The 26,399-nt window shown below is 68.4% G+C and carries 18 protein-coding genes and 1 pseudogene; 18 read left to right on the forward strand and 1 reads right to left on the reverse strand.

Annotated elements, in window-relative coordinates; all coding sequences use genetic code 11:
• Positions 1–291 precede the first annotated feature (291 nt).
• From QMK24_RS01145 to QMK24_RS01220, 17 genes are all read left to right on the forward strand, one after another.
• The gene (locus QMK24_RS01145; protein ID WP_283463100.1) at positions 292–2,253 is read left to right on the forward strand and encodes a S53 family peptidase; all 1,962 of its coding nucleotides are present in this window, start codon (positions 292–294) and stop codon (positions 2,251–2,253) included.
• A 264-nt stretch (positions 2,254–2,517) separates the two neighbouring features.
• Entirely contained in the window at positions 2,518–5,499 is a 2,982-nt protein-coding gene (leuS, locus tag QMK24_RS01150; protein WP_283463101.1) for a leucine--tRNA ligase, read from the forward strand.
• A gap of 285 nt (positions 5,500–5,784) precedes the next feature.
• Positions 5,785–6,432, forward strand: coding sequence for a hypothetical protein (locus QMK24_RS01155; protein WP_283463102.1), 648 nt, complete (start codon positions 5,785–5,787; stop codon positions 6,430–6,432).
• A 48-nt stretch (positions 6,433–6,480) separates the two neighbouring features.
• The gene (locus QMK24_RS01160; RefSeq protein WP_283463103.1) at positions 6,481–7,326 is read left to right on the forward strand and encodes a DegV family protein; all 846 of its coding nucleotides are present in this window, start codon (positions 6,481–6,483) and stop codon (positions 7,324–7,326) included.
• Between the two features lie 87 nt (positions 7,327–7,413).
• Entirely contained in the window at positions 7,414–8,532 is a 1,119-nt protein-coding gene (locus QMK24_RS01165; RefSeq protein WP_283463104.1) for a ComEA family DNA-binding protein, read from the forward strand.
• Positions 8,533–8,621: 89 nt separating this feature from the next.
• Positions 8,622–10,586 (forward strand): ComEC/Rec2 family competence protein, encoded by a 1,965-nt coding sequence (locus tag QMK24_RS01170; protein WP_502962461.1) that lies wholly within the window; start codon positions 8,622–8,624, stop codon positions 10,584–10,586.
• Between the two features lie 89 nt (positions 10,587–10,675).
• Positions 10,676–11,851, forward strand: a complete 1,176-nt coding sequence (locus QMK24_RS01175) for a site-specific integrase (protein ID WP_283463105.1) — start codon at positions 10,676–10,678, stop codon at positions 11,849–11,851.
• 90 nt (positions 11,852–11,941) lie between these two features.
• The gene (locus QMK24_RS41405; protein ID WP_349307819.1) at positions 11,942–12,853 is read left to right on the forward strand and encodes a site-specific integrase; all 912 of its coding nucleotides are present in this window, start codon (positions 11,942–11,944) and stop codon (positions 12,851–12,853) included.
• Positions 12,853–13,413, forward strand: a complete 561-nt coding sequence (locus QMK24_RS41410) for a site-specific integrase (RefSeq protein ID WP_349307818.1) — start codon at positions 12,853–12,855, stop codon at positions 13,411–13,413. Before QMK24_RS41405 ends, QMK24_RS41410 begins: the two co-directional genes overlap by 1 nt.
• Positions 13,413–15,128: a hypothetical protein gene (locus QMK24_RS01185; protein ID WP_283463106.1), complete on the forward strand. Its 1,716-nt coding sequence runs from the start codon at positions 13,413–13,415 to the stop codon at positions 15,126–15,128. The genes QMK24_RS41410 and QMK24_RS01185 overlap by 1 nt, the downstream gene beginning before the upstream one ends.
• Positions 15,125–17,326: a site-specific integrase gene (locus tag QMK24_RS01190; protein ID WP_283463107.1), complete on the forward strand. Its 2,202-nt coding sequence runs from the start codon at positions 15,125–15,127 to the stop codon at positions 17,324–17,326. The genes QMK24_RS01185 and QMK24_RS01190 overlap by 4 nt, the downstream gene beginning before the upstream one ends.
• Positions 17,323–17,790, forward strand: coding sequence for a hypothetical protein (locus tag QMK24_RS01195; RefSeq protein ID WP_283463108.1), 468 nt, complete (start codon positions 17,323–17,325; stop codon positions 17,788–17,790). Before QMK24_RS01190 ends, QMK24_RS01195 begins: the two co-directional genes overlap by 4 nt.
• Positions 17,791–17,946: 156 nt before the next feature.
• Positions 17,947–19,131, forward strand: coding sequence for a hypothetical protein (locus QMK24_RS01200; RefSeq protein WP_283463109.1), 1,185 nt, complete (start codon positions 17,947–17,949; stop codon positions 19,129–19,131).
• Between the two features lie 324 nt (positions 19,132–19,455).
• Positions 19,456–19,719, forward strand: a complete 264-nt coding sequence (locus tag QMK24_RS01205) for a hypothetical protein (RefSeq protein ID WP_283463110.1) — start codon at positions 19,456–19,458, stop codon at positions 19,717–19,719.
• Positions 19,720–19,867: 148 nt separating this feature from the next.
• The gene (locus QMK24_RS01210; RefSeq protein ID WP_283463111.1) at positions 19,868–21,643 is read left to right on the forward strand and encodes a hypothetical protein; all 1,776 of its coding nucleotides are present in this window, start codon (positions 19,868–19,870) and stop codon (positions 21,641–21,643) included.
• Positions 21,640–23,736, forward strand: a complete 2,097-nt coding sequence (locus QMK24_RS01215) for a site-specific integrase (RefSeq protein WP_283463112.1) — start codon at positions 21,640–21,642, stop codon at positions 23,734–23,736. The genes QMK24_RS01210 and QMK24_RS01215 overlap by 4 nt, the downstream gene beginning before the upstream one ends.
• The gene (locus QMK24_RS01220) at positions 23,733–24,182 is read left to right on the forward strand and encodes a hypothetical protein (RefSeq protein ID WP_283463113.1); all 450 of its coding nucleotides are present in this window, start codon (positions 23,733–23,735) and stop codon (positions 24,180–24,182) included. Before QMK24_RS01215 ends, QMK24_RS01220 begins: the two co-directional genes overlap by 4 nt.
• Before the next feature lie 232 nt (positions 24,183–24,414).
• Here the strand turns inward: QMK24_RS01220 and QMK24_RS01225 are convergent, their stop codons facing one another.
• A complete protein-coding gene (locus QMK24_RS01225; RefSeq protein ID WP_283463114.1) occupies positions 24,415–25,284 on the reverse strand; it encodes a hypothetical protein in 870 nt (289 codons plus the stop codon).
• A gap of 449 nt (positions 25,285–25,733) precedes the next feature.
• Here QMK24_RS01225 and QMK24_RS01230 point away from each other — a divergent pair.
• A pseudogene (locus QMK24_RS01230) lies at positions 25,734–26,066 on the forward strand (ComEC/Rec2 family competence protein); the annotation flags it as partial.
• Between the last annotated feature and the right edge of the window lie 333 nt (positions 26,067–26,399).

Genomic DNA, 26,399 nt, shown 5'->3' on the forward strand with positions numbered 1-26,399 from the left:
CCGGCTTCCGACAACTCCGGCCGCGCCGGGGCCGCCGCTGCTAACGTCGGTCCGTTCGGGTGCCGGATTCCCCTTCGTCTCACGCGGATCGCCCCCCGGCTCCCGCCAATCCCTGCTGACGCATGCTCAGCTCCCGCCGATTGCCGTTCAATGGCGTTTCCTTGGCCTGCTCTTGGCAATTGCATGCCCCTGACATGAACTGTTCGGCGAAAGAGTGGCGCTCTGCGGTACGAGCCGTACGCATAGCGGCGACACCGCATCAGGCGACAACTCGCTTCGCATGGGGGCTTCATGAGATTTGAGCGCAAAAGAACTCGTGCCGGACTGGCGGTGGCCGCCGCGCTGCCGCTGATGGCCGGCGCGCTCGCGCTGGGCACACCCGCCGCGCAGGCTGACCAACCGCACGGCAGGCAGCTGCTCAGTGGCACCAAGCCGCTGTGGGCGACCTCTCAGGCAGACAAGGGCGCCACGGCGGACGCCAGTGGCGTCACCGCCCGGGTCTACCTCGCGGGCCGTGACGCGAAGGGCCTCACGGCCTACGCGACCTCGGTCTCCGACCCGAACTCGGCGTCCTACGGCAAGTACTTGACCGCGGCACAGGCCCAGGAGCGCTTCGGCGCGACGAAGGACCAGATAGCCCAGGTCACCGCCTGGCTGAAATCCTCAGGCCTCAAGGTGACTGGCACCAGCCAGCACTACATCACGGTGTCGGGCGACGCAAAGGCCGCGGAGAAGGCGTTCGGCACCCAGCTGCACAACTTCGCCAAGGACGGCAAGACGTACCACGCCCCGGCGTCGACGGCCTCCGCGCCGGCCGCGCTGAACGGTGCGGTGCTCACGGTCGTCGGCCTGGACAACGCTCCCAAGCTGTCCAAGCACGACGAGGCGCTGCCGCCTCCCGGCGCGGTCTTCAAGAACGCCGGGCCGTTCTCGACCTATTACGGGTCGAAGACCAACCAGAACCTGCCCTCCGCGTACGGCAACAAGGCGCCGTACGCGATCAAGGGCTACACCGGCAAGGACCTGCGCGCCGCCTACGGCGCGAAGGGCTTCACCGGCAAGGACGTCACGGTCGCGATCACGGATGCGTACGCGTCTCCGTACATCGTCCAGGACGCCCAGAAGTACGCGAAGAACAACGGTGACAAGGCGTACCGCAAGGGCCAGCTCTCCCAGGTGCTGCCCAGCGACTACAACTCGACCGTGGCCTGCGACGCGGGCGGCTGGTACGGCGAGGAGACTCTCGACGTCGAGGCCGTGCACGCCGTGGCACCGGACGCCGACATCGTCTACGTCGGTGGCGCGTCCTGCCAGGACAACGACCTGCTCGACGCCCTGAACAAGGTCGTCGACGGCCGGCTGGCCGACATCGTCTCCAACTCGTGGGGCGACGTCGAGGCCAATGAGACCCCGGACGTGGCCGCGGCCTACGACCAGGTCTTCCAGCAGGGCGCTGTCGAGGGCATCGGCTTCTACTTCTCCTCCGGTGACTCCGGCGACAACGTCGCCAAGACCGGTGTGAAGCAGTCCGACACCCCCGGAAACTCCCCGTGGGCCACCTCCGTCGGCGGCACCTCGCTGAACGTGGGCAAGGGGGAGAAGTACCAGTGGGAGACCGGCTGGGGCACCGAGAAGGCCGCCCTGTCGGCTGACGGCAACAGCTGGACCGGCTTCCCCGGCGCCTACACCTCGGGCGCGGGTGGCGGCACCAGCAAGCTCTACGCGCAGCCGTTCTACCAGCGGGGCATCGTGCCGGACTCGCTCGCTCTCGCCAACGGCGGCGGCGTCAAGCAGCGCGTCCAGCCCGACATCGCGGCCGTCGCCGACCCGAACACCGGCTTCCTCGTCGGCCAGACCCAGTCCTACCCGGACGGGTCGCTGCAGTACAGCGAGTACCGGATCGGCGGCACCTCGCTCGCCGCCCCGGTGATCGCGGGCGTCCAGGCGCTCGTGCAGCAGGCACGGCACGGTATCCCGGTCGGCTTCGCCAACCCGCTCATCTACGACCGGTACGGCACCTCGGCCTACCACGACGTCACGGACCACCCGCTGGGACAGGGACGTGACCAGGCGGTCGTCCGCGTCGACTTCAAGAACGGCCTCGACGCGACCGGTGGCACGTCCGTCTCGCTCCGCAGCCTCGGCAAGGACGCGTCGCTGCACGCCACGGTCGGCTACGACGACGTCACCGGCGTCGGCACCCCCGGTGCCGACTACGTGACCTCGTACGCGCCGAAGAACCACCACCACTGAGCAGCTGAGTCGGTGGCGGCGCCACCGCCGCTGAGCGGCTGATGCAGTGCGCGGGCCCGCACCGGGGAATCCCCGGGGCGGGCCCCTCGCGCGCTGCGGTAACCTGACCCCATGCGTGCCGTACGCCTTCTGCTTAGCAAGCCGCGCTGACAACGATCCGAGTCAGTGCGGCGGCCCCTCCTGTGCGAGGGGTTTTTTCGTTTCCGCAGGCAGGCAGCAGACGCGGCGTACGCCCGTCATGATCACGATGGAGCTTTGAGGACGATGAGCGAGACCACCGCCGCCAGCGAGACCACCGCCGCCACTGAGGCAGCCGAGCCGCACCGTACTGTGCCGACCTTCAAGTACACCGCTCAGCTGGCTGCCGACATCGAGGCCCGCTGGCAGGACTTCTGGGAGGCGGCGGGCACCTACGAGGCGCCGAACCCCAGCGGTGACCTGGCGGGCGACGCCGAGCTGGCCGCCAAGCCCAAAAAGTTCATCATGGACATGTTCCCGTACCCCTCGGGCACGGGACTGCACGTCGGCCACCCGCTGGGCTACATCGCCACCGATGTCTACGCCCGCCACCAGCGCATGACCGGCCACAATGTGCTGCACACCCTGGGCTTCGACGCTTTCGGCCTGCCCGCCGAGCAGTACGCGGTACAGACCGGGACACATCCGCGGGTGAGCACCGAAGCCAACATCGTGACCATGCGGAGCCAGCTGCGCCGCCTGGGCCTGGGCCACGACAACCGCCGGTCGGTCGAGACGATCGACCCGGCGTACTACAAGTGGACCCAGTGGATCTTCCTGCAGATCTTCAACTCCTGGTACGACGAGGAGGCCGGCCGGGCCCGCCCGGTCGACGCCCTGGTCGAGCAGTTCGCCTCCGGCGCCCGCCCGACCCCGGACGGCCGCGCCTGGGACGCGCTGAGCGCCATCGAGCGCTCCGACCTGCTGGGGGAGTACCGGCTGGCGTACGCGTCGGAGTCCCGGGTCAACTGGTGCCCGGGGCTGGGCACCGTGCTGTCCAACGAGGAGGTCACCGCGGACGGCCGCTCCGAGCGCGGCAACTTCCCGGTCTTCAAGTCGAAGCTGCGCCAGTGGAACATGCGGATCACCGCCTACGCGGACCGGCTGATCGACGACCTGGACGCGCTGGACTGGCCCGAGGCCATCAAGCTGCAGCAGCGCAACTGGATCGGGCGCTCCGAGGGCGCCCGGGTGGACTTCGCCGTCGGCTCCGGGTCGGGTTCTGGCTCGGGGTCGGGTTCTGGTTCCGGTTCCGGTACTGATTCCGGTTCCGGCTCCGGCTCCGGTGAGAAGATCACCGTCTTCACGACGCGCCAGGACACGCTGTTCGGCGCCACCTACATGGTGCTGGCGCCCGAGCACGAGCTGGTCGAGTCGATCGTCCCGGCCGCTTGGCCCGAGGGCACCCACCACGTATGGACCGGCGGGCACGCCACCCCGGCCGAGGCCGTGGCCGCGTACCGCAAGCAGGCGGCCGCCAAGTCCGACGTGGAGCGGCAGGCCGACGCCAAGGTGAAGACCGGCGTCTTCACCGGCGCCTACGCCGTCAACCCGGTCAGCGGGGACGACGTCCCGGTCTTCATCGCCGACTATGTGCTGATGGGCTACGGAACCGGCGCGATCATGGCCGTCCCGGCGCACGACACCCGTGACTTCGCCTTCGCCCGCGCCTTCGAGCTGCCGATGCGCTGTGTCGTCCAGCCCAGCGACGACCGCGGCACCGACCCGTCGAGGTGGGACGACGCCTTCGTCTCGTACGAGGCGAAGCTGGTCAACTCCGCCAACGCCGAGTTCTCGCTGGACGGACTGGGCGTCGTGGACGCCAAGGCGAAGATCACCGAGTGGCTGTCCGAGCACTGCATCGGCGAGGGCACCATCAACTACCGGCTGCGCGACTGGCTGTTCAGCCGGCAGCGCTACTGGGGCGAGCCCTTCCCGATCGTCTACGACGAGGACGGCGTGGCGCACCCGCTGCCCGAGTCGATGCTGCCGCTGGAGCTGCCGGAGGTCGACGACTACTCGCCGCGCACCTTCGACCCGAACGACGCGGACACCCAGCCGGAAACCCCGCTGTCCCGCAACGCGGACTGGGTCAACGCCGAGCTGGACCTGGGCGACGGCAACGGGACGAAGCGCTACCGCCGCGAGACCAACACCATGCCCAACTGGGCCGGATCCTGCTGGTACGAGCTGCGCTACCTGGACCCGAACAACAGCGAGCGGCTGGTCGACCCCGAGATCGAGCAGTACTGGATGGGCCCGCGCGAGGGGCAGCCGCACGGCGGCGTCGACCTGTACGTCGGCGGCGCCGAGCACGCTGTGCTCCACCTGCTGTACGCGCGCTTCTGGTCCAAGGTGCTGTTCGACCTGGGGCACGTCTCGTCCTCCGAGCCTTTCCACAAGCTGTACAACCAGGGCATGATCCAGGCGTTCGTCTACCGCGACAGCCGGGAGTTCCCGGTCCCGGCGGCCGAGGTCGAGGAGCGCGACGGGAAGTTCTTCCACGACGGCGAGCCCGTCAGCCGCGTCCTGGGCAAGATGGGCAAGTCCCTGAAGAACGCCGTCACGCCGGACGAGATCTGCGCCGAGTTCGGCGCGGACACGCTGCGGCTGTACGAGATGGCGATGGGCCCGCTGGACGTCTCGCGCCCCTGGGACACCCGCGCGGTGGTCGGCCAGTACCGGCTGCTGCAGCGGCTGTGGCGCAATGTCGTCGACGAGGAGACCGGTGAGGTCACCGTCACCGACGGTGAGCCCGACGAGGCGACGCTGCGGGCGCTGCACAAGGCGATCGACGGCGTCGGCCATGACATGGCGGGCCTGCGCTTCAACACCGCCATCGCCAAGGTCACCGAGCTGAACAACTTCCTGACCAAGGCGGGCGGCCCGGTGCCGCGCGCGGTCGCCGAGCCGCTGGTGCTGCTGGTCGCCCCGCTGGCCCCGCACATCGCCGAGGAGCTGTGGCGCAAGCTGGGCCACGACGGCTCGCTGGTCCACGCGCCGTTCCCGGTCGCGGATCCGGCACTGGTCCAGGACGAGGCCGTGATCTGCGTCGTGCAGATCAAGGGCAAGGTCAAGGCCCGCCTGGAGGTGCCGCCGACGATCTCCGACGCGGAGCTGGAGGCGCTGGCGCTGGCCGACGCGGGTGTGGTCGCCGCGCTGGGCGGCGCGGCCGTGCGCAAGGTGATCGTGCGGGCGCCGAAGCTGGTCAACATCGTCATCGGCTGAGACGGGCGGGCCGGCTGGTGCGTGCGTGGGCGTCGGCCGGTGCGTGCGCGGGCGTCTGCCGGTGCGTGCGCGGGCGTCTGCGGGTCCGTCCGCGGGTCCGTGCGCGGGCGTCTGCGGGTCCGTCCGCGGGCGGCCGGATACGGCGGTGCGGGGGTGGCCGGGTACCAGGGGTTTCCCTTACGGGCGGATTGGGGGTTCCGACGGAGCCACCGATCCGCCCGGTGCGTTTACCGTTGACCGTGCGGCCGTTCGGCTGCCCGCGCCCGTCCGACCGGAGGAGCACCCGTGGATATCGCCGTCGCTGTCCTGCTGCTGCTCACCGTGTCGCTGGTGGCGCTGGGCGTCGTGGCCGCGGTGCGAACCGTTCGGGCGGTGAAGCGCGGCGTGGAACGCAGCAGCGCGCAGGCCCGCCGGGTCGTCGAGGACGCCGCGCTCAAGGCCCGCCGCTACACCCTGGTGGGACCGGCCGGAAACCTGGCGCAACTGCGCCTGGACCTGCGCACCTCCATCGACAGCACCCATCGCGCGCTGGAAGCCGGTTCGTCCGAGGACGCCTCGCTCTCCGAGGCGGCCGCGCTGCTCGCCCGGCTCAACGACCACGCGCGGGTGCTCGACGGGGAGCTGAAGCTGCTGGAGCGCGAGCCGGACAAGGCGCGGATCGCCGACCGGCTGCCCGGCCTGACCGAGCGCGCCGAGCGGATCACCCACTCCGCCGACTCGCTGCGCTGGGCCGCCCAGGACCGGGCCCGGCAGTTCAACGACGACGATCTTGCCGTGCTGGCACAGCAGATCGACATCGAGGCCGGAGCACTGCGGCACTGGGCGCCGACCACGCTTCCGGGTGGCGACCCCAAGCAGGATCCCAAGCTCGACCCCAAGCAGGATCCCAAGCAGGATCCCAAGCACGATCGCAAGCACATCAGCCGATCTTGACCCGGGCCGCACTGTCGCCACGCCCGGCCCCCGGGTAACCTCCCGCTCATGTCCCCGCATGTCGCTATCGTCACGGATTCCACGGCCTACCTGTCGCAGGAGGCGCTGGCCCGGCACGGCATCACCGTCGTTCCGCTGACCGTGGTGATCGGCGACGAAGCGTTGGAGGAGGGCACGGAGATCTCCGCTCCGGCCGTCGCCAGAGCTCTGCAACGGCGGCGTCCTGTGACCACCTCCCGGCCGAGCCCGGCGGAGTTCGCCGCGTGTTACCGGGCCGCCGCGGACGCGGGGGCGGATCACATCGTCTCCCTGCACCTGTCCGCCGAGTTCTCCGGCACCTACGACGCGGCGCTGGTCGCCGCACGGGACGCGCCCGTTCCCGTCCGGGTCGTGGACACCGGAATGGTCGCGATGGCGCTCGGTTTCACGGTCCTGGCGGCGGCCGAGACCGCCGGTTCCGGGGGTACGGCCGACGAAGTGGTCGCCGCCGCTGAGAAGCGCGCGGCCGACACCCTGGCGTTCTTCTACGTGGACACCCTGGACTATCTGCGGCGCGGCGGCCGGATCGGTGCCGCGCAGGCGCTGCTCGGGTCGGCGCTGGCGGTCAAGCCGATCCTGCAGCTCGTGGACGGCAGGATCGAGCCGCTGGAGAAGGTCCGCACGGCATCCCGGGCCATCACCCGGCTGGAGGAGATCGTCGTGGAGCGGGCCGGGACCCGCCGGGTGGCGATCGCGGTCCACCACCTGGCTGCCGCCGACCGTGCGGCGGCACTGGCCGAACGGCTGCGGGAGCGGGTGCCGGGGCTGGACGAGCTGGTGGTGAGCGAGGTGGGCGCGGTGATCGGCGCGCATGCGGGGCCGGGGCTGCTCGGGGCCGTGATTTCACCCCATTGAGTGAGCGAGTTGTCCACAACCCGCCGGTAATCCACAGGAATTGGCAGTGATCATCTTCGTTCGGTGATCCCGCTTAGTTTCGGCGGCATGGGAACAACAGCGCTCACCGCGATCAGCCGCCGCCGTAGGGACGCCCGGGGTAGCCGGGGCAGCCGGGCCGCCCACGGCAATCGGGACGCCCGGGACGGCCGGAACGACCAAGGATTCCCGGGCGTCCAGGGGCCCCACAGCAGCCGAGGCATCCCGGGCCTGCAGGGTTTTCAGGGCAACGGGAAGAGCCCGGGGACGGTGCTGCAGCGGGCGGCCACGCTCTTCGATCCGCCGGGCCCGCGCCCGTACCCGCCACCGCCCGCCGCTCCCGCCGCCCTCTCGGATCCCGCCGCCTCGGCCGCCTCCTCCGCCACTTCCTCCGCTCCCGCTGCTCCTTCCACTCCCGCCGCTGCACCGGTTCCTGCCGGAGCCGGGCGGCGGTTCCGTGCCACCTCCATCGAACGGCTCCGGGCTTTCCGCGGCTGGCTGTATGTGCGCTGCGGCATCGAGTTCAGGACCGCCGCCGCGCTGCTGGTCGTCCTGGCCGTCGCCGTCGGTTTCGCGGTGCAGCACTTCTGGACCGGCCGCCCGCGGACGATCTCGGCACCCGCGCGGATCGACGGTCCGTCGCCCGGCGCGTCCCCGATCGCGTCGCGGGGGCCGAGGTCGGGACCGGGACCGGGACCGGGACCGGGGCCGGGGCTGGGGCCGGGGCCGGAGGTGCTCCCCGGTCCGCCCGCCGCCGCGGGTGCCAAGGCGATCCTGACGGTGGACGTCGCAGGCAAGGCCCGCAGGCCCGGGTTGCTCCGGCTGCCCGCCGGGTCCCGGGTGGCCGACGCCCTCGCGGCGGCGGGCGGGGCGCTCCCGGGCACGGACACCAGCGCACTGAACCTCGCCCGGGTGCTCTCCGACGGAGAGCAGGTCGTCGTCGGCGGCCCGGCCGCTCCTGCCGCGCCGGTCCCGGGCGGCGGTGCGCCGGCCGCCGGTCCCGTGAGCCTCAACTCCGCGACCGGCGCCCAGCTGGAGACCCTCCCGGGTGTCGGCCCGGTCCTGGCCCAGCACATCCTCGACTACCGCGCCCAGCACGGCGGTTTCGCCTCCGTCGACCAACTCCGCAACGTGACCGGCATCGGAGAACGGCGCTTCTCGGACCTCAAGCCCCTGGTCCAGCCGTGACCAGCCCCAGGGCGGGCCCCCGGCGAGCGGCTCCGGCGCGTCCGGTGCCGGTACGTTCGGTGCCTACGGCGGGCACGACGCGATCTGCCGTGCACGCGGCGGCGGCGTCACCGCTCGGCGCGTCCAATCCGCACCAGGACGGGCCCGGCGATCTGCGGCTCGTGCCACCCGCGCTCGCCGCGTGGCTCGCGTCGGCGGTCGCCCTGGGGATGCCGGGCCGGGTGGCGGTCTGGTGCGCCGTGGCCGCCGCCGCACTGGGGGTGTTGCTGCTGATGGTCCGACGGCGGAGGCCCGCCGGCCTGGTCGCCGCCGCGGCCACCGCGCTGCTGTGCGCGTCCGCGGCGACGGCTGTCGCGGCCCTTCACGCGGCCGACAGGCATCGCGGGCCGCTTCCGGCGCTGGCGGCTGTCCATGCCCACGCCGTCGTGGAGTTGACGATCACCGGGGATCCTAGGCAGGCCCGCCCGCACGTCCGGGGGGCGGCCCGCGCTCCGGACGCCGTGATCGTCGAGGCCGAGGCCGACCGCGTCACCGCGCTCGGTGCGACCACCGCGATCCGTACCCCCGTCCTGGTCATCGCCGAAACGAGCCCGCCTCCGGGCGCTCACTCGGGCGCGCATCCGGGTGCGCACCCGGATGCGCACAGGGGTGGGTCCGTGCCCGGAGGTGACGGCACCTCAGCCGCGGCCCCAGGTCCGTGGCTCGGGCTGCTGCCGTCGACCCGCGTCACCGTGGCCGGACGGCTCTCACCACCCGCCCGGTCCGGCGACCGGAGCGCCGCCGTCCTGTCGGTGCACGGACCACCGCGCATTACCGGCCCGCCCACGGCGACGCAGCGCTTCGCGGGCCGCCTCCGGGCGGGACTGCGTGCGGCGACGGACCGGTTGCCGTCCGATGCCCGCGCGCTGCTCCCCGGGCTCGTCGTCGGAGACACCTCACGGCTCACCCCCGAGCTGCGGGAGGCGTTCCGGGCCACGGACCTGACGCATCTGACAGCGGTCTCCGGCTCGAACCTGACCATCGTCCTGCTGCTGCTCATCGGTCCGCCCGGCATCGCCATCCGCACCGAGCGGCGCGGGCTCGCCCCACGGATCGGGATTCCGCTGCGCACGACCGCCGTCCTCGGCGGGCTCCTCACCGTCGGCTTCGTCATCGTCTGCCGCCCGGACCCGAGCGTGCTGCGGGCCGCCGCCTGCGGTCTGATCACGCTGCTGGCGATCGGCACCGGCCGCCGCCGCGCTCTGCTGCCGGCCCTCGCTGCGGCGGTGCTGCTTCTCGTCCTCTACGACCCCTGGCTGGCCGGCTCCTACGGATTCCTGCTGTCCGTGCTGGCCACCGGGGCGCTGCTGACGATCTCCCCGCGATGGAGCGAGGCCCTGCGCCGCCGCCGGGTGCCGCCGAGGCTCGCCGAGGCGCTGGGCGCGGCGGGCGCCGCGCAGGCGGTCTGCGCTCCGGTGATCGTGGTCCTCGCCTCACAGGTCAGCCTGGTCGCGATCCCGTGCAATCTGCTCGCCGAACTCGCCGTGGGCCCGGCCACGGTGCTCGGATTCGGGGCGCTGGCCGCCGCGCCGTTCGCGATGCCGGCCGCCGAAGGGCTGGCCTGGCTCGCCGGGTGGCCCACCGGATGGATCGCGGCCGTTGCCCGGCGAGGCGCCGCACTGCCCGGTGCCGGAGTCGACTGGCCCGGCGGCTGGGGCGGCGGCCTGCTGCTCGCCGTGCTCACGGTGGCCGTTGTGACGCTGGGCCGCCGGCTGGCGCACCGCCCCTGGCTCTGCGTGGCCGCAGCACTCCTGCTACTGCTCGCGCTGCTGCGTCCCGTACCGCTCCCGCGCGCCATCACCGGCTGGCCGCCGCCCGGGTGGCGGCTCGTCATGTGTGATGTGGGCCAAGGGGATTCTCTGGTCCTGGCGGGAGGGGACGGCTCGGCCGTCGTCATCGACGCCGGGCCCGAACCGGTGCTGGCGGACCGCTGTCTGCGGTCGCTCGGGGTGACCTCGATCGCGCTGCTGATCCTGACGCACTTCTTCTTTCTGCTGTTCAAATCTGTCTCATGAGATGTGTGGTTCAGTCTCGCTCTGTTGTGGCGGTGCGAGACAGGTGAGCCGACGAGAGTTCCTCTCAGGCCCCTGAGGGAGGGGCGATTGTGGATCTTGCCTTTGTGCAGTCCGGGCTGCTGGAGAAATACCTGGACACTGATGTGATCTCCGCGGCGGAGGTGGCCGCACTGCTGAAACGGCGGGGTGTCCTCGACGGGACGCCGGTGTACCTCGACGAGGAGACACAGATGCCGGTCCCGCCTCTGTGCGAGTTCGGCGGATACCTCTCGACGGCCTTGCTGGATACCACCACGCTGAAGGACTACGGGCGGGTGCTCGGGCGACTGGACGACCACTTGGGCCGCCTAGACAGCGATGTGTTGTCAGCGACCGAGTCCGATCTCGTCTCATACCGCGGCCATCGGACCCAATGGCAGAAGAAGCCGGTCGGCGGGTCGGTCTGGAGTCGCGAGTCGTTCGTCCTTGACGACTTCTACGGCTTCCTCGTCGACCGAAAGATCTTGACGCACCGCCCGGCCAGGCTGGCCGCCCGGGGACGCAACGCGTTGGCGCCGCGAGTCCGCTCGGGCATGGACATCCGACACCTGACGTTCGAGCAGTACCGGTACCTCCGAGATGTCGGGCTGGGCGGGCAACTGCCCAACGCTCAGATCAGTCCAACCTTCCGAGGGTGGTCCCCGTTGCGCGATCGAGCGGGCGCCGATATCGCCCTGGGGTCGGGGACGCGGTGGCGGGAGTGGGCGACGGTGCTGTTGCCTGAGATAGGTCTGTGGCCCGGAATGCCCGGCGGGGCAGCGGAGTTCACCGTCCAAGCCTGTGCGAAGTACGCCAAAGCGCGTTCCATCTACGTCCCCGAGGACGCGGTCGGGTCGGCTGATCTCTTCTGCATGCTCGAGCGTCCGGACATCGTCCGCAAAGCCGCCCGGGGCCTGGAGCGCAAGGCCCGCGACCTGTTCGTGGTGGGTGACGTCGACGTCGCCGGCGGTCGGGTGCGGGGCATCTTGGACGGTGTTGTCCGCGAGTTCGAGATGTCGGCCATGGACGCCAAGCTGCGGCGGATCACCGTATTCGAGGGCGAGTTCGGCCTGGAGGCCCTGACCTTGTTCGTCTGCCGCGGCGGTCTGATGCCGGGGGCTGACGCCTGGAAGGGCTACCGCCACCGAGCCTGGACGCGCATGAACGCGCTCGCTGACGAGACCACGCCACTGCTGCCAGCTCGACGCTGGCGCTGGCACGACCTGCGGCACATTGTCTCTGCTTAGTTTCCGTGTGGCGATTGACTGCAACTGAGCAGTCGACCTGGGTGTTTGGGCTTTGCGCTCGACTGTGTGGTGTTTCTACTGTCAGCGCTCATGATCCTGAACTTCTTCTCGTCTCGGGGCTGGCAGTCCTGGGACGTCGAGCATCGGCCGTTGATCGCCGAGGGGATGCCCGTGCTCCTCGACGATGACCTGCGCTTCGAGGACGGTCCGGCCGCGCCGCGTCCGACAGCGGTGGTGAACCGGTGGCTGCGGGAGCTCCCGGCCAGCGGGGCGCCGGCGCCGAGCTCGTGGGAGAACTACGCACGGGTGGTCAAGGAGTGGATGGAGTTCCTGGCCGAGCACGGTCTGGGGCTGTTCGACTCGCGGGTACGGCTGAAGGCCGCGTTGAGTCGGTACGCCGAGCATCGGGCGGCGGGTCCGTTGAAGGCCCGGTTTGCGGCGACGACGTGGAGCCAGCACATGAGCATCCTGTCGCTGTTCTACCGGTGGGCGATCAGCGAGGAGTACGCGACGGCCGAGCCGTTTACCTACCGGGCCGCGCGGGCCCTGTTCGCCGGGACAGGCCAGGAGGTGAGGGTGAATCTGGCGGTCCGCCGCACCCCGAAGCCGCATGTGACGATCAAGTACCTGGAGCCGGACTTCTCCGAGCTGTTCCGCAAGGGGCTGCGCGGGCTGGCGCCGGACGGCTCGCAGGACACCGGTTTTCACGGGCGGGAGCTGACCCGTAATGGGGCGGTTGGGGATCACGCGTTGGCCTCCGGGATGCGGCTGCAGGAGTTCACCTACCTGCTGCCCTGGGAGATCCCCGCCCTGCCGCCGGAGCCGACCGCGGTTCCCTCCCGTTCCCGGTGCCGGCCGGGATCACCAAGGGCAAGAAGTTCCGCACCACGTGGACCTCTTACGAGGCGCTGGCCGGGCTGCACGACTATGTCGACCTGGACCGGGCCGCCACGACGGACGGCTCGCTCTGGCGGCCGCCACGGCGATGGGGTGAACCGCTGATGGTGAGCGAGCCGGACGCCCGGGGCGGGCTGATCAACGGAGTCCGGCGCCCCTGGGAGTCGCTGACTCCGGCCGAGCGGCGGCGTCTGGTCGCCCCGGAGGGTGGTTCGTGCCTGCTGGCGGTGAAGAACGGCGGCGGCCCGTTCACGGCCTGGGGCACGGTCTTCGAGCGCACATCCGACCGGATCCGGGCCCGTTTCGAGCCCCGGTTCCCGCATGTGTGGCCCCACCGATGCCGCCACACTTTTTCGATGAGGACCTTGGAGTACCTGGTCACCGGGCACTACCGGCAGGCCGCGAAGCTCGTGCGGGACACTGACGCCGACGCCGCCCTGGTCTTCTACCTGAGCAAGGCCGACCCGCTGCTGGTGCTTCGTGATCTTCTGGGTCATTCCACTGTTCTGACTACGGAAAAGTACCTCCGCCGCCTGGATACGACGCGCATCTACCGGGAGGCATACGAGGGGGCCGGAGCCGCGGCCGGGCTGACCGAGGACGTGGCCGCCGAGCGGGAAGCCGCGGCCGAGTTCGATGACGAGACCGAGGATGGTGATCTCTGATGCCGACCATGCTCATCGACGAACCCCTCGGTCTCACCTGCGTGTTCAGCGACGGCAGCCGCGCCGACTACCTCCTGGACGAACTGCCCAACCCGCACCTGGCCCGGGACCTGGCTATCGGTCTCGTGGACCTGATCCATCCGCACGGCACCGCGGACTCGGAGGGCACCGTCAATTTCTACGTCCAGTCCCTGCGAAGCATGGTCTGCACCCTCGCGGTTCAGGGCTTCACCGGTGGCGCCGCTCACCTGCGACGGGGACAGCTGGCCGAGTTCTGGATGCCCGGCCCACCCAGGCTGGAGGCCATGACCCGCAGCCTGCTGGAGGGCTATGCCCAGAGCGGCGGCACCCTCGGGGAGGGAGTGCTGGAGCTCGCTGCCGGGCGGCACTTCAACGTCCAGCCCTTCCGCCAGTCGTTGCCGCCCTATCCGGAGGAGGAATGGCTCCGGCTGACCGAGGTCTGCCGGACCTTGGCCGACGATTCGTACGCCGCCCACCGCCGGGCCCTCGCCGATGCCGCCGACGGCCGGCATCCTCTTGAAGGCGGCTGGCAGCCGGGCAATCTGCACTGGCTGCTGGCCCGGGTCGGGCCCGTCAGTATCGGTGAATTCGGCCAGTGCCTGGGTATCTCGGCGGCGGTGGTCCATAACCGAGGCGGCTTCCACGACGCGACCCGGGCGGTCTTTCCACACCTGGATGTGCTGATCGCCTACCGGCTGCTGTTGGGCATCTACTCCGGCATCGTCCCCGACGGCATTGCCGACTTGGTTCTCGAGGACATCGACTGGGCTGGCGACTCGACGGTCCTGCTCTCCTACATCAAACGCCGCACCGCGGCGGAGAGCCTGACCCTGCCCCGTCGGGCGGTCCGCCTGCTGGAACAATGGCTCGCGCACTCCGCACTGCTGCGGACCTTCGTGACCCCGGAGGAACGCCGCAAACTCTGGGTGGGAGTGAGCCGGGCTGGCGGCGATCGCCGCGTCCGCAGGATTGACCGGGTTGCCGTCCAGCGGTGGGCCGTTCGCCATGCGGTCGTCGGCAACGACGGACTGCCCCTCAAGATCCACCGTTCGCGGATCCGTACCACCCACGAAGCCATGCGAGACAAAAGCACCTGGTCGGGCAGTGGGCGGGCCACGATCGATCCGAATCACACTCCGTCCGTCGAGGGCGATCACTACCTCACCGCCACTACCCCGGCTCAGCAGCACGCTGTCGAGAGGGTCATCGAGGATGCGCAGCACGACCTGCTCCGCCGGGCCCACCCGCCGACCGTGATCACCGACGAGGAGGCCGCCGCGCTGGCGGACGGCTACCCGCACCTGGTCGCGGAGTTGAACCTGAACGATTCCATGATCGCCGAGCTGGTGGGCGGCCAGCGTGATGTGTTCACCGCCGCCTGCGGGGACCAGTTGTCCGGGTTGCACGGCCCGAAGGGGAAGCCCTGTCCGGCCCGGCCGTGGGTCTGTCTGCTCTGCCCGCTGGCCGTGTTCGCTCCCCGGCACGCGGGCAACCTGCTGCGGCTCAAGGCGTTCTTCTCCCGGCAGTGGCATCAGATGCCCGCCGCCCACTTCATGGCCGTCTTCGGCCCCTATGCCACCCGCATCCAGCAGGTCCTGGACCGCTTCGACCCTGCCGTCATTGCCACGGCGGCCCATCACGTCGAGGACCAGGACGACGAACTGCCCCTGCGGCCTGAGGAGATCACCGCGTGACCACCGCTCCTGCCACTGCTGCAGCCTTCGACGGCCGGTCCGCGGTCTTCGCCGGCGTCGACGTCTGCCGCGAAGCTGGACTCACACTCCCCCAGGGGACTGGCCGTCCGGTGTTCGAGGACGACGTCTGGGACTTCACCGACGTCGTCGGCCTGCCCGTCCAGCTCGCTCTCTGCACCCGCCGTTTCGACTTCACCGAGATCCCCGATGAGCGGTGGCGGCTGGCCGGAAAGGAACTGGTCCTGGCCATGCTCGCCCCGCGGCACCCGGCGGTCGCTCCGCTGCCCCGGGCTCATCGCACGGCCCTGCACCTGCGCAGTTGCGCGGGCCGCCTGGACGAGCTCACCCGCTTCTGCCGATGGCTCTCCATGAACGGGCTGTCGAGCCTCGCACAGATCGACACCCGCATCTGCGACGCCTACATGGCCCACCGGCGCTACGTCCTCGACGAGCACGGCGAAGTCGTCGGCGAGCACAGCCCGGGAACCCGACGCAGGGCCGCGCAGGTCGTTGTCGACCTGGTCAACTACCGCGAGTTGTTCACCGCTGACCGCGTCTCGGCCGATCTGCGGCCCTGGGGCGGGGCCACCGCCTCCGCCATCGCCGAAATGCCCTGCGGCCGGACGGAGAACAAGACCCAGCCCGTCGACGACGTCGTCATGCAGCCGATGCTCGCCGCCGCTCTGTTTCTTATGTCGTCCCTGGGTTCGCACGCTGTTGAACTCGCCCGGCAGATCCGGGAAACCGACAAGCTATCCACCCGCAAAGCACCAGGGCTCCGTGCGGTCCACGTGGCCCCGGTGACCGAGTTCACCGAGTTGCTGAACGAGTACACGGATACGTGCACACCCTTGCCGATGCTCGCCGACCACCACGTCGCCGACCGGCTCGCCAACGGTTGGTCCGCCGATGACCCCCTCATCGCGGTGGCCACGGGAGTGCTGGCCCGGCAGGCCGGGATCACCCAGTTCGAGGCCCGGTGGATGCATCACCTACGCGGACCGATGGAGGACGCGGTCGCGTCGGTCGGAGCGAAGGAGGTCTTCGCCCGGGACGCCGCCGAGATCACCATGGCGGACGCCTCGTCTGCATTGCCCTGGACGGTGCCGCTTCACCGACTCCAGGCCGTCGCTCTGGTCGGCATCGTCCGCACCGCCGCGATGATCGTGCTGGCCGCGGCCTCCGGCATGCGCGCGAGCGAGTTGATGGAGCTTCGCATCGGCTGCCGCCTTCCCCTCGAAGAGCCCGTCCCCGGGCTCACCCGCTACCGGCTCGCCAGCAAGGTTGTCAAAGGGCAGCCACTGGGCGGCACCGACGACGAATGGGTCGTCATCGAGCCCGTCTATCGCGCCGTCGAACTCGCCGAAGACCTGCATGACGACCGGCAAGAAGGCGCTCTGCTCTTCGGACGGTTCGCCTTCTCCGTCCGCTACAAGTGGTTCCGCAACTGGATCAACTCCCCGGCAGGGCACCGCCTCGGACTCGCTCCCATCCCCGATGGACAGGTCAATCTGAGGCGGCTGCGTCGCACGCTGGCCCTGGAAATGGCCTACCGTCCGGGCGGCGTGCTGGCCTCCAAGCTGCACCTAAAACATATTGCAGTGGCCACTACAGAAGGGTATGCCTCCCGCCCTGGCGGGGCTCAGGCCGAGCTCCTGGCCGAGGTCAACAATCACGAGAGCGACCGGAATCTCAACCTGGTCATGGAAGAGTTCCGCAACTACCAGCAGGGCATCCTCCCGGCTGGCCCCGGCGCCCGGAGCCTCACCGAGTTCTTCGCCAGCATCGACGAAAAGCTCGACCCGACAGAAGCAACGGCACCCAAGACACAGCGCAGTGACCGCGACGTGCTCAACCTGCTGACCAAACGCGCCAAGGTCCTCCACCTCGGCCCGGCGAACTACTGCTGGTTCACCGACCCGTCCCGGGCGCTCTGCCTCAAGCTGGCCGACACCCCGACAGCAGACCGTCCGCTGATCGGGATGTGTGACTCCGCCCGCTGCCCGCAGGCCACCCATCACCCCTGCCACCGGCCCGCCTGGGCCGAGCACGCCGACAAGACAAAGATCTTCATCGGCCAGCTCGGCACCACCCGCAAGACCGAACGCACCCGGCTCCAGGCCGACTTCGACCGAGCCCTCCGCGTCGTCGCCGAGATCGACGCCGCCAGCACCAGCATGATCGAGGAGTCCGCATGAGAATCTCCGCAGCCCAGAAGACTGAGAACGAGAACCGCATCCGGGCCGCCATGGACCGCCTCCTCCGAGGCGAGATCCCGCCCGGCGGCAAGTGCGACATCAAGACCCTCGCCACCACAGCCGAAGTCGACCGCACCGCCTTCTACGGCACCCGCCCCTACGCACACCTCCGCATCGAGTTCGAGCGCCGCCTGCAGACCCTGCAAGACGCCGGCGAGATCCCCGACCCCCGCGAAGCCCAGATCGCCCGGCTCAAGGCAACGAACGCGAAACTCCAGGAGCGGCTGGCTCAGTCGGAGCAGACGGTCGACGAGCTCACGGACTTCCGCACCCAAGCCCTGGCGCGGCTCGCCGCCCAGCATGAAGAGATCCTCCAGCTTCGTGCCACTGCCGACGGGACGAACCAGATCACCCGGCTCCCCGCAGGCCGAACGACAACAACCTTCGTCGGGTCATGCAGCTGAGCTGCCCACTCTTTCCCCAAACCAGTGACCTGCGCTGGCGACGCAACACGGCGAGTCGTGAGCCGCACGACACCGCTACTTGGAAGAAAGGCGTGCTCTCATGAGAGCGAGTAGGCTCCTACATGAGGCCGGAGGACTGAGCAACCTGGAGTTTACATGGCAGCGATTAACGGCATTTACCTCCCTGGCTGGGAATACAATCGCATGCTCGCGAATGATCCGTTTGAGCCTCGAAATAGTGCCCTGCCTGGTGCAATTTTCTGGAACGGCGCCGCTCCGTTGTGGATGTTTGAGAAAATTTACTGCACCAAAGAATCTCTCGAGAACGAAAGATTTGCCGCACAGGAGCTCGGTTGGGCAACGAGTAGAATTTTTGGGCAACTTGCAGCAGGTGTTAGCGGCGGCGGGCCGATCCTGGAGCCGGTGGACTGGAGGACCGTTGGCAACGGCCCTCGTGATCTCCTCAGTCAAATCCATGGAGACTTTCGCAGGGACAACCCGGATCGTCAGATAAGGCATTGGATTGACGAGGCCAATGACCCGGAGCTTGAGCGAATTAACTGTGCCATCTTGCAGCCGATAGCTACCTCGAAGCAGAGCATTGTTGCTGGGTCCATGAGCGGATTGCGCCACTGGCTGTCACCAGCAACGACCAGCCCTGACCCGGATGTTACAGGGCGCCAGGAGCAAGTGCGGAAACTTCTCTCATTGATCAGCAATCCAATCTCCAGCGCACAGTCTCGCAATGGGATTCAACTCGTGAGACATCCACGAGAGTGGGACCCGGCGGCTCTCGTCAGGCAGGATGAGGTCAAGGAGAGAGTTGAAACACCATTCATTCGCGACTTGCAGGCCGGAGAAGGGTCCTTCACTGGAGAAAGAGGATACGAGCCATATATTCTCAACGTTGCCACGGAGCGATCTGCTTACCGAAATGTCGATGCCCCACTTCTCGCGGATTGGGAACAGAACCTTCCTAGCCTTCTGCGACTCCGAGACGTGGCAAGCAGGCACCTCTGGCCGAAACTTCACGGTGACTGGCTGCCAGCACTTCTCAGAGAGGATCCCGAGGCCGTCAAGGATTTTCCACGATACATCAAGAGCGCTCTAGTCTCGCGCCATTTCGCAAGCCTTCTAAACCTCAACACTAAGCAAGTGTTCGGAGTGATTGCCGCCACACTGGCGGCGGCGGCAATCAGCGAGCCTTCGGTTCGAGAGGTTGCCGCTTATTTCAGTACAGGATCGGGAGCTGTCGCGCTTTTCAGTGAACGTCGAATCGCTCCTAATGTCGGACCTCTTGCAGTGTTTTACCAAGAGGCGTTTCGCACTCTGCAGGGCTAAGCCCGCCCCGAGAGCGGAGAGAACGCGGGGATCGGGGAGAGGGACGGGCGCCGAGCAGTCGGGCCCACTGTCCACGCGGGCGCCCTCCAGACGTACGGTCGATGGCGAGATGACGGTCGAAGTGGCTAGGTGTCTAGGCCGCCCAGATGTGTGGTCTCCATCACGTCAGTGCTTCCGCAATGCAACACGGTCCGCTGCCGTGGTTGCGAACGCAGCTGCGGACTTCTGCCCTGCTCAATGACCACACCAGTCCACCGACACACGGCCTCTGCGGACACAAGACACACCTATGCTCTCCGGCTTTTGACCTATCTGGAGAACACGATGGACGGCGAAGCGCCGGACCTGCAGGCCCGCCGCCGTCGGCACCGTTCGTACTTGACCGGGCACATCCGGCACAACCCGCTGCTAATCGTCAGCCGCCGGCTCGGTCACGCAAGTCCGGAGACCACCTACGAGTACCTCCAGTACACGGACGACCTGATCAACGAGTTCGAGGCCGCGTTTTCCAGCTGGGTGGGCGATGACGAGGCGAGCTACGCCGACATTGCCTCCCAGGCGTTGACCAGCCCGAAGGGCGGCCGCTGAGGTGTCGAAGAAGCGTCGGAGTAAAAGGGAACGTGAGCGGTTGGTGGCACTCCTGGCGAACCCGGTCCCGCCTGGCGGTGTCGGTCCTCGGGTTGTCGACGCCTCCGGAGTCGTCATGGCAGTGGAACCGTCGGACTTCCGCTGTTCGATGCTGGCCATGCAACTGGCGGATGAGTGGACCGAGTACGTCGCCGCCACCGCGATCGGAACTCAGGCGAGGACCTACCTGCAGGCGATTGATCGCTTCTGCGAGTACGTGGACAAGGTGCTCGGCACCAAGGCGGAAGGAGCGAGCCTGGCGGATCCAAATCTCCTCGACACGCTGATCAAGTGGGAGTTGTCCCTGCCCGAGGGCAACGCGCAGGGCTCGACCAGGCCGTATCTGGTTGCCGCCGCCCTGCGCGTGCTGGTGGTCCGTCGAGATGACCACCCCGACCGCACGGTTGCCACGGAATTGGCTCGACTGGCCCGCGGTCCCATGCTCCTCAGAAGTGGGGAGAAGACGGAACGGGACGAATTCACCCGTCAGGAGAAGCGGGCCATGGTCCGTGCCGCGTGGACGAGTGCTCATGCCGTGCGGAAGCGACTGGACGACGGCTGGGCCCTGGCCGAACAGGGGTGTCACCCCGACCAGGGCAGCTGGACCAGCATCCCCGACCTGCTCTGGGGCCTGACCCACGAGAAGATCACCGTCGACGACATTCACCGGTTCGTACCCCCATCGCGCGAATGGTCGCCGGAACTGCTGGAGTTCACCGCCGGCCCGGGCAAGGTCCCCTACCCGCAGACCGCAGGATTGGCGTTGGCGCGATCCCTGTTCGCGAGTTTGTATCCCACCACGTTTGACCTGCACGGATTCCGTGTTTTGCTGATGGACGCCACTGGCTACACCTCGGAAGAGGTCACTGGCTTCGGTGAGGAGGACGTGGAGTTCCTGCCCAAGGGCGTCCGGCTGACCCTGCTCAAGAATCGTGCTGGACTTCTTCGGCACCGCGCCTTTCGCGACCGTTTCCCGCCCGATGCTTCATCCCCGAACGATGCTGACGGGCAACTCACCGTGGACTGGCCCCGCCGTGAGGCCAGCGAGGTGGTCCGGCAGCTCCTCCACCTCACGGCCAGGGTCCGCGCGAAGGCCCCGCAGGTCACTGACACGCTCTTCGTCCGCGCCGCCATCAGGCCCGATTACAGTGTCGTGTTCGACCGGTGGACTCCTACAGTTGTGTCAGTGAAGTTCAGCCGCTGGCTGGCCGCCATGGAGGTCGAGGTCAAGGGCGCCGGGCACATCGGCCGCCTGCGCAAGTCGGTCAAGGTCGAGAAGGCCATCGTCACTGAGGGGCGCATCGGCGCCGCCGCAGACGATCACACCGAGGAGACGTTCGCTCGCCACTACGCCCAGGGCACTACGCTGCGGATCCTGTCAGGCCGGACGATCGCCACGGCTCAGCAGCACTGGTTCGACAAGGCGCTCGACCGCGTTGACGGCCCCACCGTCCTCGCCGGCACCGAATGCATTGACCAGGACCTGCTCGAAGACTCCGGCCTGTCCCCGCAGGAGGCCGAGGAGATCATGACCGGCCAACTCGACATGGGCGTCTCCCATTGCAAGAACCCCTACCAGAGCCCCTACAGTCGCCCCGGCGAACTCTGTGCCGTCGCCCCCCTGCGCTGCCTCGAATGCCGCAATGCCTGGATCCTGCCCACCAACCTGCCTCAACTTCTGCTTTTCAAGGCGCACTTGGAACGGCTTCGTGCACTTCTGACACCGCAGGCATTCAGTCGGCTATGGGGGCAGAGCTGGGTGAACCTCAATGCCGTCCTCGACGACCGCACGCCCGAGGAACGTGCCCAGGCCCGCAAGCACATCGAAGCCGGCGAGGCGTCCCTCGACCTGCCGCTGGCCGCGCACACGGAGTTCGACGCATGATCCTGCCCCTTCCCCAGCAGCGCCGTCCGTCGCTGTTCCGAGACGACGAACCCGTTGCCCAAGGTCGCTCGCTACTGCCAGAGGCCCGCGAGCCTGGCGCCTACGTTCCTCGGTTCGGCGACACCGGCCTCTGGAACTTCAACGGTGTCCTCAAACGACCCGCGAACGCGAACGCCAGTGACTGGAAGGTCAACTTCAGCCTGGAGTTGCAGGACCCGTACTGGAATCTGCTGACGCGCGAGTTGATGATGATCATCTTCAACCAGCACCACCCCGCAGTCCTCAAGCTCGGAATCGTCCTTGACGGCACCACCTCTCCTCGCACCTTGATCCGGATCGCGTCTTGTCTGCGGACAACGGCCCGTTGGGCCCAAGAAGAGGGACCCTCCACATCCCCGGACGAATGGACGACGGAGGACCCGAGGCAACGCATCGCCAGCTTGACCACCGACGGCTTGTCGCCGGACACGATCAGGAATTACGTGACGTGCTTCAAGAGCCTGGCGGCAGCCGAGCCCCTCCTGAGCCTGCCCTGGCCGGCAGGGGATCCGTGGCCTGGCCAGAGCGCCCGCAGGGTCGCCGAGATCACCCGTGGCAGGACCATCGCCACCCCCACCGTTCCCCCGACAACCTGGTTCCCGCTGATCCGCGCCGCCTGGGCCTACATCCACGACTTCGCCCCCGACGTCCTGCGGGCCGACCGTCGGCTCCACGAGCTCAGATCAGCCACCAGGCTGTCGGTCCGTGGCATTGACGAGCGCATTGAGGAGTGGCTCTCCGACCCCCAGAACAAGATCCCCGTCCATGCCGCGTCCGCGGAGGACCAGGTCCCGCAGGTGCAGTGGAAACTGCTGACGCTCCTACTCGGATACGAGCCGGACGCTCATGGGGCGATCTCCTCCCTCACCTGCCCAGCGAGGGTACGTCGGCGCACTCTGATCTTGGACGCGGTCGCCGCAGGGAGGACCACCACCCACGCGCTGACCGGAGAACTTGCACAGGTTGTCCGGTCTGACGGCAGCACGGGGCCCTGGCATCCAGGCATCGACCAACGGACGCTGTTCGACGTGAAGACGGCACTGCGTGATGCGGCATTTTGCCTGGTCGTGGGCCTGTCGATGATGCGTGACTCGGAGATCCACGAGATTATGCGGGACCCTGTCGTCGAGCACTACAGCACCTCAGCCATCGCCTCCACGAAGATCAAGGGCACCACCAACCGCCCAGGCAAGCACTGGTGGATTGCCGAGCCTCTCGTCGAGGCCCTCGCCGTCGCTGAGGCCGTCTCCCAGCATCCCGAGCGAGTCTTCTCACCCGTCCACGCCTCGAAGCTGGACGGCACCCTCGACGGCGTCGACATGTTGGTGGCGTTCATGGCGTTCGTGAACTCCGGGCGGACCTGGACAGGACTCGACGAGATCCCCACCGCCTACGTCCGCCCGCACATGTTCCGCCGGACGATGGCGATGCTCACCGACCAGTTCCCCGGCTCCGAGATCGCCACCGGCATCCAGCTCAAGCATCTCGCGAAACGGGCCCTGGCCAACGCCAGCACCCGTGGCTATGCCGCCTCCGACGCTGAGTGGGCCAAATACCTCGGAGACGCTCTCGACAACGTCAAGTTCCGCAAGATCAAAGACCTTTATGAGCGTCACACCGCAGGCGAGGAGATCGGATTCGGGCCCGGCGCCGAACGCGTCAAGGACGCCTTCGACCAGATCGACGCCACCGTCAAGGCCCGCAACGGAGACGCCCGCACCGCCGACACCCTTCTGCGAACCACCAGGATCCACATCCGGTTCGGCATGCTCAACAACTGCACCGCCGACCACACCAACCCCGTCGGCGCTGTCTGCCTCGAAAACGCGATCATCCCCGAAGGACACACCGGCCCCCTCGATGAACGCTGCCGGCCCGACCGATGCGCGAACAGCATGATCGGCCCCGAGCACCTACCGATCTACGACTCCCACCAGCGCACACAGCTCCAGCTCATCAACAACCCCTCCACCCCGGGCTGCCGCCGCGACCTCGCCGAACGCGAACTCGACATCACCCGAGGAGTCCTCAAGATGGTCGGTGAGGCCCAGTGACCGGCCCCGTCGACGGCGGCCTCGAAGACCAGGTCAGCCCCAAGACCGCCGCCGCCCTGCGGGCGGCAATGACTCGCCTCTTCGAAGGCCGCCCACAACGGACCGACGGCCGCCTCACCAAGGAGAACCTCCACAAAGAGGCGCAGGTCAGCCGCGCGACCATGAACCGCGCGCACAAAATCCTGGCCGAGTGGGACGCGCACCTTGCCGTCCACGGCAAGGTCACCCCCGGCGAGTCCAAGCGCGACGCGACTATCGCGGACCTCAAGAAGCGCCTGACCGCGAAGACCCAGGAATGCACGCTCATGGAGAAGAAACTCAAGGCTGCCCACACCGCGATCGCCGCCCTCTTCCACGACAACGAGGCCCTCCGGCGGCAGCTCGACAAGGACGTCTCAACCACTGTCACGCCCATCCGCCTCCGGGGCCCCCGCCAACGGCGCTAAGCCTCAGGGCGAGCAGAGGGAGCGTTGCTCATGCCGCGACGCCGAGTTCCTTGCGGGTCCGGTGGATGAACTCGCGGAAGGCCGCCGATGGGGGCGAGGGCGGCGTTGAACTCGCGGACGTAGTCCTTGGCCCGGGTGGACTGGACGCGGGCGAGGAAAGGGAACTCTTGACGACGGGTTGATGCCGAGCGGGGAGGGGCCACGACCAGCGGCCCGTCCCCTTCCGTCGCGTTTACGCGCCGTTGAAGATCTTCCCGAGCTTGATCTCCCAGAGGTCGCGCCCCAGCTTCCCCCATCCCATCACCTGATGGATCCGCCGGTATGCCTCCCGGAACGCGACGACCCCCACCTGGATCGTGCTGTCCAGGACATCGGGGTCCAAATGCCAGTGCAGCATGGCCTCTCCATTCGAGGACACACCCGGCGCCATGAAGTTCATCAGGCCATAGACCTCGCCATGAGTCACCGCCGAATAGACGCGATAGACCGACTCGGCCGAGGCATTCGCACGCAGCGCCGCCTTGAGCATCTTGGCCGTGCCGGCAGTGGCCGACTCCGCCTGCTCGCCCTCGATCACAATCCGATTACCCGAAGCGGGCTGTCCCACGTTCAGGTCCGCAATACGCTGCAGCACCCGGGACTCCTGCTGGAGCGCGTCGGCCACCGCCTGGCTCGCCTCCATGTCCTGGGCAACCTGTTTCGCACGGCGCGCGCTCCCCAGGCTGAGCACCAGCTCTCGACACACGCGACGGCGCACACCGATCCCCGGTTCCATCAGCCACCACACCGTCGACGCGATCTCGACCGCGGAGCGTGCGACGACCGTCGGGCCGATCACCGGCATCGGATTGCCGAGCAACTGGCGCAGGGTCCCCAGATCGTCCAGGACCGCAGTCATCATGAGATTGGCCGCCGCATAGGCGGTCCGCGCGGGCCGCTCGCCCCAGGGACCGTTCTGACCAACCTCGTTGTTCGCCAGCTCGGCCGCCGCTTCCGACGCTGCACCGGGAGTCCACGCCGGCTCACGCAAGGCGCGCTCGCCGAACTTGAGGGTCACCTCAAGAGCTTCCCGATTCTGAGCGATCACCAGCTGATGATCCATTTCCGAGATCCACCTCACCTCGCTAGCGCAGACCTTTCAGTCTGGCAGCGCCGACTTCCGATCACCTAGCGAAAATCCCGTCCGCCGGGGCCCTGCTCCAGACCCGCCCGGCCTGTCAGCTGCCGCCAGCTCGCGCCGCACCCGCCGCTGCCGGTCGTCGGGGAACATGCCCAGCCACAGCCGCGTCCCCCTCTGCACGTCCTTCCCTGACACCCAGCCACACCGGCACCTGCTTGATCAGCTCGCGCAGGCACAGGTCGGACCTCCCGACGGACGGCAGCAGCTGCCGCCGTTGAACCCCTCCGGCACAGTTCACCCAAGATGTGTCAGCAGCCGTTACGCCCTTGCGGCCCCGAAGCACTCGCCAACGTCACTGCGCTCCAGGCCACACACGTGACTCATGACAAGTCGGCTGTCTCATGAGACATATTGAGCGCGAAGAACGCGGCCACGCGGATCACGTGGACGGGCTCCCGGGGGTCCTGCGCGGCCGCACAGTCGGTGCGATCGAAACCACGACGCTGGACGAACCGCCCGAGCAGGCGGCCTTCGTCCGCAAACAGGCGGCCAGCGCGCGGATCCCGGTGATCCGCGCGGTTGCGGGGGAGCGGCGGCGGCTGGGGGCACTGGAATGGCAGCTGCTCTGGCCGCCCGGCGACCCCGGGGCGCTGCCGGACAACGGGCCGAACGACGCCAGCGTCGTACTGCTGGTCCGTACGGCTGGACTCACCTTCCTGCTGCTCGGTGACCTGGAGCCGCCGGCCCAGCAGCGGTTGCTGAGAATGTCAGTCACGGGTGGCACCGATCGGGGATCTTAACTTGCAGTTTCATGAACTTGGTCAGCCACATTTGGCACTGAATGTCAGCAAGGGATGGCACCTGGTGCAGATTTCAGGCGGGGTGGCACCTCTTTGACAAGCGCCCCGTAGCGTCTGCTTGCTCTTGTCGAGTGGGCCCAGGAGCAGGGGGCCCAGGCTCGTGCATACATGGGTCTTCGAATTTAACCGGGCAATCGCGTAGGCGGCACGCACGGTTGTGACGTTGCGTGACGGCGTGGTGGTTCCGGTGCCCTGGACGCAAGGGGCCCGCAGGCGTTCGTGATCATGGTTGTTCTC

It is taken from the genome of Streptomyces sp. PH10-H1, from assembly GCF_030063355.1.
GTDB lineage: Bacteria > Actinomycetota > Actinomycetes > Streptomycetales > Streptomycetaceae > Actinacidiphila.

Excerpts from the sequence above, each read along its gene's own strand:
- QMK24_RS01145 (WP_283463100.1), top strand. The coding sequence starts at position 292 with ATGAGATTTGAGCGCAAAAGAACTCGTGCCGGACTGGCGGTGGCCGCC.
- leuS (WP_283463101.1), top strand. The coding sequence starts at position 2,518 with ATGAGCGAGACCACCGCCGCCAGCGAGACCACCGCCGCCACTGAGGCA.
- QMK24_RS01160 (WP_283463103.1), top strand. The coding sequence starts at position 6,481 with ATGTCCCCGCATGTCGCTATCGTCACGGATTCCACGGCCTACCTGTCG.
- QMK24_RS01165 (WP_283463104.1), top strand. The coding sequence starts at position 7,414 with ATGGGAACAACAGCGCTCACCGCGATCAGCCGCCGCCGTAGGGACGCC.
- QMK24_RS41405 (WP_349307819.1), top strand. The coding sequence starts at position 11,942 with ATGATCCTGAACTTCTTCTCGTCTCGGGGCTGGCAGTCCTGGGACGTC.
- QMK24_RS41410 (WP_349307818.1), top strand. The coding sequence starts at position 12,853 with ATGGTGAGCGAGCCGGACGCCCGGGGCGGGCTGATCAACGGAGTCCGG.
- QMK24_RS01185 (WP_283463106.1), top strand. The coding sequence starts at position 13,413 with ATGCCGACCATGCTCATCGACGAACCCCTCGGTCTCACCTGCGTGTTC.
- QMK24_RS01195 (WP_283463108.1), top strand. The coding sequence starts at position 17,323 with ATGAGAATCTCCGCAGCCCAGAAGACTGAGAACGAGAACCGCATCCGG.
- QMK24_RS01200 (WP_283463109.1), top strand. The coding sequence starts at position 17,947 with ATGGCAGCGATTAACGGCATTTACCTCCCTGGCTGGGAATACAATCGC.
- QMK24_RS01205 (WP_283463110.1), top strand. The coding sequence starts at position 19,456 with ATGGACGGCGAAGCGCCGGACCTGCAGGCCCGCCGCCGTCGGCACCGT.
- QMK24_RS01210 (WP_283463111.1), top strand. The coding sequence starts at position 19,868 with ATGCTGGCCATGCAACTGGCGGATGAGTGGACCGAGTACGTCGCCGCC.
- QMK24_RS01215 (WP_283463112.1), top strand. The coding sequence starts at position 21,640 with ATGATCCTGCCCCTTCCCCAGCAGCGCCGTCCGTCGCTGTTCCGAGAC.
- QMK24_RS01225 (WP_283463114.1), bottom strand. The coding sequence starts at position 25,284 with ATGGATCATCAGCTGGTGATCGCTCAGAATCGGGAAGCTCTTGAGGTG.